Origin of the sequence: Variovorax fucosicus, assembly GCF_030316825.1 — a bacterium.
Taxonomy (GTDB): Bacteria; Pseudomonadota; Gammaproteobacteria; order Burkholderiales; family Burkholderiaceae_C; genus Variovorax; species Variovorax fucosicus.
The window spans coordinates 2477127-2490447 of sequence record NZ_JASZYU010000001.1 but is presented as its reverse complement, the minus strand read 5'-3'; the positions used below and the strand labels follow the sequence as shown (position 1 = coordinate 2490447).

The 13321-nt window shown below is 70.1% G+C and carries 11 protein-coding genes; all 11 read right to left on the bottom strand.

Translation table 11 applies throughout. The features are described 5' to 3' along the window. Nucleotides 1-35: 35 nt before the first annotated feature. The 11 genes from tssG to tagF all read right to left on the bottom strand — a co-directional run bounded on the left by tssG (nucleotide 36) and on the right by tagF (nucleotide 13291). Nucleotides 36-1121, bottom strand: a complete 1086-nt coding sequence (tssG, locus tag QTI05_RS11785) for a type VI secretion system baseplate subunit TssG (protein WP_286624583.1) — start codon at nucleotides 1119-1121, stop codon at nucleotides 36-38. Beyond that, nucleotides 1097-2989, bottom strand: a complete 1893-nt coding sequence (gene tssF, locus QTI05_RS11780; protein WP_286624582.1) for a type VI secretion system baseplate subunit TssF — start codon at nucleotides 2987-2989, stop codon at nucleotides 1097-1099. Before tssF ends, tssG begins: the two co-directional genes overlap by 25 nt. A 21-nt stretch (nucleotides 2990-3010) precedes the next feature. Beyond that, entirely contained in the window at nucleotides 3011-3529 is a 519-nt protein-coding gene (tssE, locus tag QTI05_RS11775; RefSeq protein WP_286539850.1) for a type VI secretion system baseplate subunit TssE, read from the bottom strand. Next, nucleotides 3522-4328, bottom strand: coding sequence for a type VI secretion system accessory protein TagJ (locus QTI05_RS11770; protein ID WP_286624580.1), 807 nt, complete (start codon nucleotides 4326-4328; stop codon nucleotides 3522-3524). The genes tssE and QTI05_RS11770 overlap by 8 nt, the downstream gene beginning before the upstream one ends. 18 nt (nucleotides 4329-4346) lie before the next feature. Next, complete coding sequence (locus QTI05_RS11765) at nucleotides 4347-4913, bottom strand: type VI secretion system tube protein Hcp (protein WP_286624578.1); 567 nt, start codon at nucleotides 4911-4913, stop codon at nucleotides 4347-4349. A 44-nt stretch (nucleotides 4914-4957) separates the two neighbouring features. Then, nucleotides 4958-6952 carry a caspase family protein gene (locus QTI05_RS11760; RefSeq protein WP_286624576.1) on the bottom strand — a complete coding sequence of 665 codons (1995 nt, stop codon included), beginning with the start codon at nucleotides 6950-6952 and terminating at the stop codon, nucleotides 4958-4960. Continuing rightward, on the bottom strand, nucleotides 6952-8064 hold the full coding sequence (locus tag QTI05_RS11755; protein WP_286624575.1) for a hypothetical protein: 1113 nt from the start codon (nucleotides 8062-8064) through the stop codon (nucleotides 6952-6954). The genes QTI05_RS11760 and QTI05_RS11755 overlap by 1 nt, the downstream gene beginning before the upstream one ends. Nucleotides 8065-8092: 28 nt before the next feature. Further along, nucleotides 8093-8857: a hypothetical protein gene (locus QTI05_RS11750; protein ID WP_286624573.1), complete on the bottom strand. Its 765-nt coding sequence runs from the start codon at nucleotides 8855-8857 to the stop codon at nucleotides 8093-8095. A gap of 385 nt (nucleotides 8858-9242) precedes the next feature. After that, nucleotides 9243-10826 (bottom strand): murein transglycosylase A, encoded by a 1584-nt coding sequence (gene mltA, locus QTI05_RS11745; protein WP_286624572.1) that lies wholly within the window; start codon nucleotides 10824-10826, stop codon nucleotides 9243-9245. A 69-nt stretch (nucleotides 10827-10895) separates the two neighbouring features. Next, entirely contained in the window at nucleotides 10896-12689 is a 1794-nt protein-coding gene (locus QTI05_RS11740; RefSeq protein WP_286624571.1) for a serine/threonine-protein kinase, read from the bottom strand. Beyond that, nucleotides 12686-13291 (bottom strand): type VI secretion system-associated protein TagF, encoded by a 606-nt coding sequence (gene tagF / locus QTI05_RS11735; protein ID WP_286539861.1) that lies wholly within the window; start codon nucleotides 13289-13291, stop codon nucleotides 12686-12688. The genes QTI05_RS11740 and tagF overlap by 4 nt, the downstream gene beginning before the upstream one ends. Between the last annotated feature and the right edge of the window lie 30 nt (nucleotides 13292-13321).

The window sequence follows — 13321 nt, the reverse complement described above, 5'->3', positions numbered from 1 at the left end:
GGTCTTAGAACGATTCAAGGCGCTCTGGATTGAAATCAATGAACCGCTTTCGCCGTGTGTGCCGTATGCGCCGTGTGCGCCCCATGCGGCTGGCTGCTGACGCGCACGTCGGCCGCATCGCGGCGGCGCGAGCGCTCGCCGAGCCATGACACCCAGCCCAGCCGCGGCGCGTTGCCCTTGTGCTGACCGAGCCGCGTCGGCGGCACCTGCTGCGTTTCGAGGATCAGCTCGGCGTCCCATTCGAGTTCGTCGCCGAGCAGTTGCTGCATCCAGCGCTGCAGCACCGGCCGCGCCGACCCGTTCGGCAGGAACAGGTGATAGCGTTCGAGCGACAGCGGCCCGAGATGCAGCCGCACGCGGTGCTGCCGATCCCACACCTGCCGGCCCAGCATCGCCCCCAGGCCCAGCGCGCGCGAGCGGGTGCCGCGCCCGAGCCGCGTGAGCTCATCGACGGGCACCTTCATCCAGTGGCCGACCCAGGGCTCCAGCCGCACCGGCACGCCGAAATAGCCGCACAGCACCGACTCGACGCTTTCGGCGTTGTGCACGCGGCGCGCCAGGTGGCCCGAGAAATGAAGGCGCGCATCGTCGTGGATCTCGTCGCGCCCGTTGCGCGCCGCAGTGCCGACTCCGACCAGCGCGCCGATCTGCAGGCGGAACGCGTCTTCGCCCGGCCGGTCCAGCGCGACGGCCGGGCGCGAGACGGCCCAGGCCCGGTAGAAGTGCAGCGAAAAGCGGTGCAGGAAGGTGTCGAGGAACGCGAGCCAGGTCGGGTCGCCGTGGTTCAGGCTGCGCTCGCGGATGAAGTCGCTCAGGTGCACCGGCAACGGGCCGTTGGGCCCGATGTAGCTGAAGAAGTGCTGGCGCAGCCGCGGCGGCGAAACCGCGGTGGCGGCCTCGAAGCGGCTGAAGCTCGCGGGCGCGAACGAGAGCGATGGCTCCTGCCCCACCCGCACCGGCTCGGCGCTGGGCAGCAGCGCGCGGCCCCAGCGCGGCGTCGACGCGGCGATCGATTCGAGGCGGCGCATCACGGCGAAGTAGTCATAGGCCCAGGCCCGCGGCGCCCATGCGTCGAGGCTGGCGCCGACGCGCGCGGCTACAGAATCGGGCGTGTCCCGCACAGCGGCCTCCAGCGCATCGACTCGCCCTTGCCGGCCACCTTCAGCACGGTCTCGACGAAGTGGTTGACCTCCACATGGCGCGCCAGGTAGCGCGCCATCACGGCGCCGAACAGGAAGGCGCTGTGGCCGTGGAAGGCATTGCGGTCCACTTCGAGCGTGATCTCGAGGCCGCGGCCGAAAGCGATCGGGCCGGCCAGCGGCAGCCGCCGCACCACCGGTTTGGCGCTGACCGAAAGAAGGCCCCGCACCTGGCTCTGCCGCACTTCGTCGGCATGCACCGCATAGAGCATCAGCATCTCGCGCAGCGCGGCGGCGCCCTCGCGCGCATTGCTGTCGGCCAGCGAGAGGTAGTTGAGCGCCAGGTGGTCGATCGCGCGCCAGCCCAGGCCGTTGCTGACCACCGGCGACACCGGCCGCGAGGGCCCGCGCACCATGCGCACGCGCTGAACCGGAAAGGAATCGACGCAGTCGAAGTCGTTCTCGCGGCCCAGCGGCATCAACAGCGGCAGGTCGCGGTTGGTGCAGAGCGCCGTCACGGCGAGCTGGCGCAGGCTGGCCGAATAGGGGGCTTGCTGCGGATCGACGATCTGCATGTAGACCTCGGAGCCGATGTGGCTGCTGCGATGGCCTTCGGTGCGCTGCTTGACCGACAGCGTGCGGGGTTCGCGCGTGGTCGTGAAGTAGGCCGGGTGACTGTGGCGGCTGCCGTGGAACGCCGCATAGAAGGGATGGAACGGCTGCTCCTGCGCCGCCTCGCCGGCGGCGGGTGCGCCATGGCCGACCACCTCGGTCACGGTATGGATCTCGAAGTCCTGCGGGCGGGTGCGGTCCGGCACCAGGTGGAACTGGCTCACGCCCTCGCTCACCGGCACCCGGTCGATCCGCTTGCTGAACAGGTTGATGGCCGGCACGCAGTTGAGCTGAACGCTGTCGGCATTCACCAGCTTTTCGAGCGCCGCATCGCCGCGCGAGAACAGCACGACGATCTCGACCTCGGCGACCGCCATGCCGGCCAGCGCCGCGCGCAGGCCTTCGATGCGCGCGAACTGGAAGCGCTGCGGAAACGCAAAGTATTCCTGCACCAGGCGATGGCCCGAGAAGCCGGTGGCCGTGGCCGGCAGCAGCGCCTCGTCTTCCTCGAAGCCGACCGGCTGGATCGCGCTCGCCGGCAGGGTCTTGACCGACCCCGCCAGCACGCCGGTGGGCGACAGCGGCTGCACCATGACGCCGATCGGCTGGCCCAGCATGCATTCGCAGAGCTGCCAGGCCACGTCGTCGGCGCCGCCGAAATGCAGCAGCAGCTCGTCCATCGGAATCTGGTCGAAGGTGAGCCCCGCGGTGGCGCGCAGCGCAATGCGCAGCCCGCCGCGGATCTCGCGCGACTGCGGGTGCTGGTTCAACGGCAGGTCGGGCGCATAGCTGAAGTACTGCGCGCGCAGCACCTCGATCGGCCAGACCCGCAGCGCACGCGCGGTGCGGAACTCGCAGTGGGTGTTCTGCCCGACCGCCTGGCGCGCGCGCAGGCCGCTGCCGCGCGGCAACGTGGGGCCGAGCGCGAGGTTGGCATCGCCGGTATCGGGCACGCACTGCACCACCAGCATGGCCGGCGTCGGCGCCATGAAGTTCGGGTAGACGATGTCGAGCAGGTGCCCGGTGAAGCGCGGGAACTCGGCATCGAGCTTGAGGCCGACGCGAGCCGACAGGAATGCGGTGGCCTCGATCAGCCGTTCGACATACGGGTCGGCGACCTCCTGGCCTTCGATGCCGAGCCGGTGCGCGATCTTCGGAAAGGCGCGCGCAAACTCCGAGGTGCTCTCGCGGAAATAGCGCAGCTCCTGTTCGTACAGGTTCAGCAGGCGGGGATCCATGGCAATGCGCGGAGCCGGCGCTTATCGCGGGCTCGGATGTGCCATGTCCTCGATCTCGATGCGGCCCTCTTCCAGATCGATCCGGCTTCGCATCAGGAACTCCAGTGGCACGGGCTGCGCCCAGAGCATGCCTCGAATCTGCAGGCCGATGCGGTTGTGGGAATCAAGAGCCGAGCCTTCCATGACGAGTTCAACTTCGAGTGTGCGGGGCAGGATGCGCGGCTCGAACTGCAGAATCGCGTTCTTCAAAGCCTGTTCCATGCTGACACGCTGCACGCTGGACGTGAACTGGCCGGACAGCATAGGCAATCCGTAGTTGAGTACCGAGCGTGCGGCATTCGGATGGCGCTTGTCGTCCATCTCCAGCCCGTAGCCGGTGGCATTGAACAGCCAGCTCAGATCGCGCAGCACGGCCTGACGCAGCGCCTGCTTCGTGAGCGTTCGCTTGTCGTCGCTTTCGCGCAGCTCGCCGGGCGCATGGTCAACCAGCCGGTCGAGCAGCGAGGGCTGCAGGCGCTCCTGCGCGGTGAGCTCAGCCATCGCTGCGCTCGCCGGCTGTGAAGACGATCTCGCGCACGTCCATCAATGCGTACTCGCCGGCGTCGCTGCCCAGCACGCGCTGCCCGAGGCCGGCCCAGACCTCGGGCCGCAGCTCGCGCCACTCGGTCTTGCGTGCCAGCAGCAGATCGCCATCGGTGCTCTGCTCGGTGCCCTGGTAGCGGGTCGGGATCAGCGCCAGCGATTCGCCGCCGTTCTCGAACTGCAGGTGCGCCGGCAGCCACACGCAGTCGCGCAGGTCTTCCGGCGGATCGACCTTGACGTGGGCCAGCCGCGCATAGGGAATCCAGTAGTACTTGCCGTTGACGAAGGCTTCGAGCACCGGCCCGAGCCGCATGTCGGCATCGGCCAGCCATTCGAACGGCGTGCCGTCGATCGTGCCGGCCGTGGCCGGCGCAGCGTCGAAGGCGCGCTGCCGCAGATCTTCGGCCATGTCCGCCTCGCCGCGGCCCTGGCGCAACAGCGACTCGATCAGCAGCGCGAGCCATTCGTCGGGCTGCCCGAACACCATCGGCGTGCGCGTGCCGGCGAACACCTCGGCGCGCAGCCCCTCGCAGCGAACCGCGTCGCCATAGACCTGCTTCATCGGCACCGCGAGCGCGTCGAGTTCGGCGGCCACCGTCAGCTGGTTGAGCGCGCGCGGCCACTGGCCCAGCACGCACAGCAACTGCGCCAGAAAGACGCGGTGCCTGCTGTCGGCAGGCTTCGCGCGCACTTCGTCGCTCAGGGCCTTGAGGGCGCCGGCAACGTCGCCGGTCTTGAGGAGTTCGGAACTGGTCATCGCACGGCCTCTTTTGCTTCAGGTCGGTGTCGGCGTCATCGTGCACTCGCGCACGGCGCCACGCGCACCGGTGGATGTCTGTGGCGAAGAGCGCACCGTGATCTCGCGGTAGTTGCACACGAGGATCTCGCTCATCGTCGACAGCGGGCCGCCGGTGGTCAGGAACTGGCCGGTGATCTGCGCGTCTGCCAGCTGGATCTCGAACATCGGCTGGGTGTCGGTCGCGGTCTCGTCGCCGCCCGCACGAAACGCGCTGATGCAGACCGTCAGCCCGCCCGTCCTTGCATGCACCAGGCTCGCGAGCGAAGCGGTTGCCGAATCGATGCGGCGCACCACGTACAAGGGCTGGAAGGTGCGCGCGCCGGTGCTGCCGGCGGCGCCCCGCATGGCCAGGCCCCACGAGTAGCCACAGATGTTCAGGCGCGACTTGCCGTCCGCGAACTGGCGCGTGCTTTCGCCAACCACCGTGGTGCCGCTGCGGTCGACCAGCATGACCAGGTCATTGGCCGCGAAGCCGCTTTGCGCGAGGTCCAGCATGCGCAGTTGCTCGTCGGGATCCCAGAAACCGTCGCTGTTGAATGACATGTGAACTCCAAACAGTCAAAACCCGGGCCGGCATTGCGCCCGGCCTACCGCGCCGTGGCAGCGTCGCCGCCGCTCCAGCGCACCATGGCGGCAAACACCTGCCGCTGCTCCTCGGCCCGCAACTGCCCGCGAACCCGGAAATCGGAAATGGCGTCCTGCTGCGGCCCCGCGCCGAACAGGCGCGGCCCGCTGTAGGCGGCGGCCGGCGCCGCCAGCACCAGCAGGCGGCTGCCGGGCGCATCGAACCACGGCAGTTCGAAGCGCTTGGCGGCGGGCTGCTCGCGCGTGCCCTGTTCGAAGCGGTTGGTTTCACCGAGGTCGCCCGGATAGACCGGGCGCACAGTGCCGCCCGCGTCGATGCCGACGATGACCAGGTTCAGCGATTGCCCGCTGCCGTTGCGCACGCTGAGCACGGCACGTTCGCCGGCGCGCAGCGGCAAGGCGCCGGTGTCGGCGCGCTGCGCCGCCTCGCCGCGCACCAGCCGGTCGCCCTGCCAGACCTCGAAGCGCGCTTCGAAGCCGTCGAATTGCGCGCCGCTGGCCAGTGCCTGCAGTCGCCCGAACCACTTGAGCCGGGCCAGCGTTTCAAGCCGGCGCCGCGCCGCGGCAGCATCGGTGATCACGACCGATGCGTTGGCGCCGCCGAGGTCGGGCGACAGCACTTCGAGCCGCTGGCCGGCAGCGCCGAGATCGACCCAGCGCACGTCGGCCTGGGCGCGCGCGTCGGTCGCGATGATCGAGGCCGGGTACTCCAGGCTGAGGCCGGCCGGCAGCGGCGCTTCGGCCAACACGCGCAGCGCCAGCGACGACGGCTCGTCGAGCGGCGCGATGCGCCACAAGGTGCTGGCCGAGAGCGCACGCAGGCTGTCGGGCAGGCCGACCTGCGCATGGCCCAGGCCGAGCTGTGACAGCTGGGCTGGCGCGGCGCGCACGGTGCCGTCTTCCAGCGTGGCGAGCACGCGCACCGGCTGCTGGGGCACCAGCCCGTCGAGCTGGCCGATCGCGAGTGTCAGCACGCCGCCTGCGCGCTGGGCCCGCCACACGGGCCGGGTCGACAAAGCGCCCGCGCTGTTCTCGAACAGTGGTGCGTCGAGGTTGCCCTCGGCCACCGGCGAAGGCAGCTCGCGCGTGGGAAAGCGCTGCGCGAGCTCGTCGATCACGGGCGGATAAACGGCGAGCACGCCATCGAACAGCTCGCGCCAGGTCGCCGGCCGGCGCTGCAGCGCTTCGGCCACGGCCCAGGTCAGCAGGCCTTGCGGCCGGGCGTTGCGGCCCTGGCGCGGTAACCGCAGCTCGGGTGTGACCTGGTGGCTCTCGGAAGCGAAGAACGCCACGTAGCGCGCGCGTGCCGTGGCGCGCGCCGCAGGCGCCGCAAGGGTCGAAGCCGGTGGTTCGCCGGCCACGCTGCGAAGCTGCGCGGCCCGCACGCCGCGCCAGCGCACTTCGTCCTGCTGCGGCCCTTCCGCCGTTGCCGGCACCCCGGCCGCACCGCGCGTCATGGAGGTCGCGGAACAGGTGTCGAACACCGACCAGACGAACACGTTGCGCGCCAGGAAGGCCTGCACCCAGCCGTCGAAGTCGACATCGCGCACGCCACCGGCCAGCGCCGCATCGGTGCCGACCGCGCCGCGCACATCGCGCGCAAGAAAGTTCTCGGCCAGGCCGTCGGGCTCCTGGTAGCGCTTGCCCGCATCGCGCAGCCGCGTGCCGTGGCCCGAAAAATAGAGCAGCACGAAGTCGCCGCTCTTCGACTGTTCGAGCAGCCGCCCGAGCGCCTCGTGTATGCGTTGGGCATCGGGCAGCGCGGCACCGCTCACGCCATCGGCCAGCACCGTGATCTCGGCTGCGCCGAAGCCCTGCTTCAGCAGAACCTCGCGCATCAGCGTCACATCGTTGCGCGGCGCCTGCAGCCAGAGTGCCTGCGGCTGGTTGACGAGCTCCGACACGCCGACCAGCAGCGCGCGCTGCGTCGACCACGCCGGCAGCGCCACTGCGAGCAGCAGCAGTACGGCACCGAACCAGCGTGGCAGGCGCAACATCATCGCGCTCCGGATGTTTCGGCCGGCCGCACCGATGCGACCAGCGGCGAGGCTTCGAGCACGGCGCGGGCAGCTGGCGCATCGGCTGCGCGCAACCGCCATGCACCCTGCGCATCGGGACCGCCCACCGGCTCCGCCGAAGCCAGGCGAAGCAGCCGACCCGCATCCTCGAGGCCAACGCCGGGCTTCCAAAGCACCACCAGCTCGGCCGGGGCCACCACGGGCGCGACCGGCACCGAGCGGAAGCGCACCTCCTCGTCGTCCGAGCCGCGGTTCAGCAAACCGACGTTCTGCACCACCACCACGAGCGCCAGCACCGCGAAGGCTGGGCGCACGAGCCGGTCGGCGGCCAGCCAGCGGCGCAGCTGCGCGCCCCACCCGTTCCCGGTGTTGGCCTGTGTCGCCTTTACCGGATCGGATGCGGCCGGTGCCGCCTGCAGCGACGCGCCGAGGCGCGCGGCGGCATCGCGGTACAGCGCCTGGTAGTCGGCGCGCGGGTCGTCGGCGCCAAGCGGCGTGCCCGACAGCACGGTGAACACGCCGCCTGCGGTGCGCAGCGCGATCTGCCCCGGCGCCGGATCGATCGCGAGCGCTTGCTGCGCCATCCATTCGTCGTGCACCGCGCGGATCGCAGCGAGCCGCGTGGCCGAGAGTTCGCCGAGCACGCGTGCGCAGAGTTGTGGTGCCGGCGTGAGCGTCAGCGGGTTCCATGCCTGCACCATGCCGAACAGCGGCTCGAAGGGCTCGTCGCCCGGTTCGAGCAGCACGTCGAAAGCGCCGGCCCAGTCGGCTTCGCCGGCCGCCATCCAGCCCTGCCAGCGGTCGCCGCCGATGCATTTGTCGAGCAGCACGCCGAGCAGGCGGCCCTCGTGCACCAGGCTCACCAGGCGCCCCGGCGCCCAGCGCGCCGGGAACGCCCGCTGGGCCACGGCTTCGCGGCGCCGCGCCAGTTCGGTCAGCGGCAGCAGCAGGTCTTGCGCTGCGCGCTGCGGGGCCGCGTCGCTGCCGCTGCCGCGGGGTGGCGCGATCGGCTGCTGCCCGGGCGCGGCAGGCTGGCTTGGCTCGAACGCGTCGCGGATGAGGCTGAGGGGAGGCCAGAGTTCGGTGTGCATGGCGTGGATGTCCTGAATGGCTATGTCTTCAGGCATAAGACGCTTCAGCACCGAGGATTTTGAAAACCTGCAGGATCGCGCCCATGTTGTCGGCCTCGATCGCGATGCCCAGCGTCTGGGTGATCCACTGGCCCAGCGTGGTGCGCGCGTAGTCCGCGGGCAGCCCTTCGCGCTTGTGCACGAGGCCGAGGCGCCCGGCGCGGTAGTGGTATGACGCGATCGAATGACGCGATGCCACGCCCGACAGCCCGCCGGCCGCTTCGCGCCCGAAGCCTTCGCACAGCAGGATGCGTTCGGGCTCGGGCAAGGCGGCAATGAAGGCGCGCGCCGCGAGTTGCACCGAGGCACCGCTCAGGCCGTGTTCGGCCAGTGCATCGAGCGCGTCGTCGTCGGCACCGAGCCGGTCTTCGAGCTGTGCCTCGGTGATCTGGTCGCCGATCGAGAGCTTGCGGCGGAAGCTGCTGGCGCGGGTGCAGTCGATCAGGTAGCGCCGGAAGTACGCACAGAGCGCAAAGCTGCTGGACGGTGCGCTGTGGTTGCTGCGCTCCCGGTCCGGCGCATCGTCGGCCTCATCGGGGTCGGCGTCGAGCCGCAGGACCTTGACGTAGATGAACTGCGCCACCAGTTCCTGACGCCCCTCGCCGAGCACCTGGAGTTCGGGCGGGTTACAGGCCTTGAGCGCACTGCCGACGATGCCGTACATGCGCCCCATCTCGTCCGGTGCGAGCGTCTGCCGGCGGCGCCAGAGGCCCACCAGTTCGACGCTTTGTTCGGAGGAGAGGGTTTCCTGCATGGCTCAAACCCCGTGTTGCGCGTGGCTTGCATTGGATGCGGGGCGTGGGTTTTGGGGGCGTCGGCTTTCGGGGGGGGTGCACAGGGCACCGGGTACTCCCCTCCGCGAATGTCCCCCGCCTTCGGCTCCTCCTTTATTTCGCTGCGGGGAGTACCCGATGCCCTGTGCACGATGGACGCGGCCGTCGTGCTGGCCGATCAACCACCGCTCTGACGGATCACGCCGATGGTGTGCTCTGCGCAGCGAAATAAAGGAGGAGGCCGCAGGCCGGGGGACATTCGCGGAGCAGAGTACGCCGTCGGCGTGATCCCGCCCCCGGCGCCCACAGTGACTCCCGTGACCCGAACGGCCGAAACCAGGCAGGCAGCGAAAGCTCGTTTTCATCCTAGTCATCGACGCACTGGCCTTCGACGGGAACCAGGCACTGCGGCAGATCGGCGCCCACCGCGCCACCGCGTGTACGGATCGACGAGGTCGCCGCCGCCGCCACCGCAAGGCCGCGCGGCAACAGGATCCAGAGCTGGCCACGCTCCTTCATGCGCCGCGCCTGCGTCGCTGCCTGCGTGCCGTTGCCGAAGAAATAGTCGGCGCGCACCGCGCCGCGGATGGCGCCGCCCGTGTCCTGCGCAATCGTGAGGCGCTGCATCGGCGCACCCGTGCCGGGCGCACGCGTCGACACGAACACCGGGTAGCCGAGCGGCGTGCTGCGCGGATCGACCGCGATCGAGCGCCCCGCCGAGAGCGGCACGCCGAAGGCGCCGACCGGCCCGCCCGTGCCGGCCACGGACTCCTTGAAAAACACATAGCTCGGGTCCGTGATGCCCGACCCGATGACCGGCCCCGCGATGCGTCGGCCCGGCACCATCACCGCGCCGCTGGCGACCGGTCGCGCCAGCGTGAAGCCGCGTACGCGGATTCCCGCCACGCTGTCGTCAACCTCGTCATCGTCCACTTCGAGCTCGATCGCGCCACCCCGGGTGCGCACCTGGCTGGCCGGCTTGCCGGACTTGTTCTGCGCCAGCGTGGGACGGAAGGGCTGGCCGTTCTGTTCCGCATAGGCGACGCGGATGACCTCGCCGCTGGGCAGGCGAATGCGGCCCGAACCCTGGATCTGCATTTCGTAGAGCGCCGTGGCGCTGTCGACGAAGGCGAGCACACGGGCATTGGGTGCGCCCTTGGTCTCGATCTCTTCCCGCGTGTAGTAAGGCAGCAGTTGCCGACCTTCGGCGCGCAGGCGCACCCTGCGGTCCAGCGTGTCGCGCGTGATGCTCGACAGGTTGAGCGCATAGAGGCCCGGCGCGCCCATGTCGCGGGTGCTCAGGCCGGTCTGGACCACCACCTCGCGGCCCTGCACGCGCGCCGCCACGGTGCCGCCGCCGGCCGGCAGCTTGCGTGCATCGACGAACAGCATGTCCTCCGGCTGGCCATACACCGGGTAGATGTACGGGGCCTGGTAGGTTCGGCTGCCGTTGATCTCGGGCTCGAAGTAGCCGGTGACGACGCCATCGGGCTTGCGGTCGTCGTCCCGGATCTGGTAGGCCGAGAACTCGCTTTCGAAGAAGTTGCGGATGGCGGTGCTGTTCTTGGCATCGATCCTGGCGGCCCGGTCGCACACCGACTTCCACTCGGCGCCACGGGTGGTCAGCACCTTGCAACTTCCGAGAAACGCAGGCCAGCCCTCGGTGAAATCGTCGCGGCTCCAGCCAGGCACCGTGCTGAAGCCGACCGCCGTGTAGGTGGCCAGCTGGGTCGAGAAGGTGCGCGCCTGGCCGGCCACGCTGGCAGCGCCGGGGCCCGATGCAGGCGGCCGCTGTGGCTCGGTGCTCGCCGGCGTTGGAGCCGCCGATGCACTCGCCGCCGGAGGGGGTGCCGCCGAGGGCGCCACGGCGCATCCGGCCAGCCAGGTCACTGCCACTGCCACGGCGGCCCAGCGGGCGGCGGGCGGAAAGCGGTGCGACAGTGTGTTCATGGGGTGCTCCTGATCCTTTGGGAAATAGGGCCCCGGCATCGATGCAGGGGGCCGATGCTCCAAAGACGATTACTTCTCGGTGATTTTGAAAAACCCGACGCCATAGACGTCGTTGCACGGCGCGCCCGCGGCACACACCGGTTTGCCGAGCAGCGGCGGCGGGCCGTTGCCTCGGGCGACTTCGAGCGCCGCCAGCACCGGCAGGGGAAACTGCGGGAACACGCCGTCGTTCTGGATGCCGGAGCCGCTGAAATCGCGCTCGTGCTCGCTCACCAGCACCGCGAACTGGTTGGTGCCGGCCGGCCCGCCCGCATCCATCGGCCAGGAGGCGCGCGGCAATGCGATCGGGTTGTTGGCCGTGACCTTGTTGTACTTGTCGAGCAGGTTCGGAAACAACAGGAACAACTCGCCACCGCTCGACAGCAGGTAGACGTACGCAAAGCCGTCGCGCTTGCTGCGCACCTCGAAGGCGAGCTTGTCCTTGCCAATGCTGACCTCGGCCTTGCGCGGCGTGCCCGTCACGTCGAAGCCGGGGGCGGCACTCGTCGCCAGTGACTGCAGCGACTCGGACGGCGTCCTGGCGACCGGCACAGGCGGCGGCGGAGGTGGCGCCTGCACCACCGGCGTTTCGGTCGGGGGCGGTGGCGCCACGGCCAGGGATTGCTTGTCGGACGGCGTGCCGCCCTGCTGCGACCACCACCAGCCACCGCCACCCAGCACGGCCAGCCCGAGCACGCCGGCCAATGCGATGGCCTTGCCCTTGCCGGGCGCAGGTGCGGGTGAAGACGGGGGCGGCGCCGCAGATGGCGCGCTGCGTGCCGCGGCCTGGCCGGCGATCGGAGACGCGGCATGCACGGTGCGGGCCGGGATGACGGTCTGCGCGCCGTCGAGCCCGAGCATGGCGCGCAGTTCGGCCATCGACTGCGGGCGCGATTCGGGCCGCACGCCAAGGCCGGCGTCGATGGCGGAAAGCAGTTGCAGGCTGTAGCGCTGGCGCAGCACCTCGTTGTGGGCGAGCGGCGCATAGCTGTCGGACAGCAGACGTGCCACCGAGGGCGGTGGCGCCCGCCCGCTGACCGCGACGTGCATCACCGCCGCGAGCGCGTACACGTCGGTCCAGGCGCCTTGCGACATGTCCGGCATTTCGGCGTACTGCTCGATGGGTGCGTAGCCGGGCTTCAGGATGACGGTGATGGCCTGGGTCTTGTCGGTGATCACGCGCCGCGCGGCACCGAAGTCGAGCACCACCGGACGGCCCGAGCCTTCAAGCAGGATGATGTTGTCGGGCGCGATGTCGCGGTGATAGCAGTTCGCGCCATGCATCACGGCCAGTGCCTGCGTCACGCCATCCATGATGCGAAGCAGCCAGCCTTCGTCGACGCCGCCCGGAATGGCGGCGAGCGCCTGGCGCAGCGTGTCGCCGCGATAGAACGGCATCACCATGTAGGTGGTGCCGCGCTCCTGCCAGAAGCGGTACACCTTGAGCAGCGAGGGATGGTCGAACTGCGCCAGCAGCCGGGCCTCGTTGATGAAGCTGCGCATGCCGAGGTCGAAGGTTTCGCGCTGGCGCTCCGACAGCGGCACCACGGTGCCGTCGAGCTGCCGCGTCGAGAGCGACACCGGCAGGTATTCCTTGATCGCGACCACCCGTTCGAGCGTGTGGTCCCAGGCCTCGTACACCGCGCCGAAGCCGCCCTGCCCGACCAGGCTGGTGACTTCGAATTCCGCGAGCCTGCTGCCCGGCGGCAGCACACCGGCCTCGGACGAAGCGCCGGCCACTGCGGCAGGCCGGCGCGTCACGACCTGGGTGCGGTCTTCCGGTTCGGGTTCCGGCGCAGCTGCGCTGTCGGGTGCGTCGGTCACGCGCCCTCCTGGTTCGATACGACGGCAAAGCCGAAGAGCGCGTCGAACTGATGATCCCGCGGCAGGCCCGAAGTCGTCATCCGCAGCCCGATCGGGGTGGCAGGCTCGGTGTACCAATGCGACTGGCCGGCAAGCGGCAGCTGCACCGGCGCGGCGCTGTCGGGCGCAGCCGCCCCGTTGCCGAAGATGCGGGCGAGCAAGGCATCGAAACCCACCGCGTCGAGGTCTTGCTCCAGCCCCTCCAGCGCGGCCTGCGCGGCCCGTGCCCACCAGTGTTGCAGCAGCGCGTTCGCGCCCTCGGGTGGCGCAGCAGTGGGGAATTCGAGTTCGACGGCCAGCGTGAAAGGAAAGTAGCGGCCCACGCCGTCGACCGAAGGCATCAGCACGCCGAGCCAGGCGCGCGGGCCTGCCACCTGCTCGCCGAGCACGAAGAACCACAGCGGCCCTTCGAGGTAGCGCTCGACCCAGTCCTCGTGGCGCTCGCGCAGCTTCGTGAGGCCGCTCTGCAGCCACGCATCCCATTGCGTGCGAAAGGCTTCAGGCAGGCGCCGGTGCGCGAAATCCCCTATGCCCGGCAGCTTGCCGAACCACCCCGGCGTCATGGGCACACCCCCAGTCTTCGCGCACTTCGT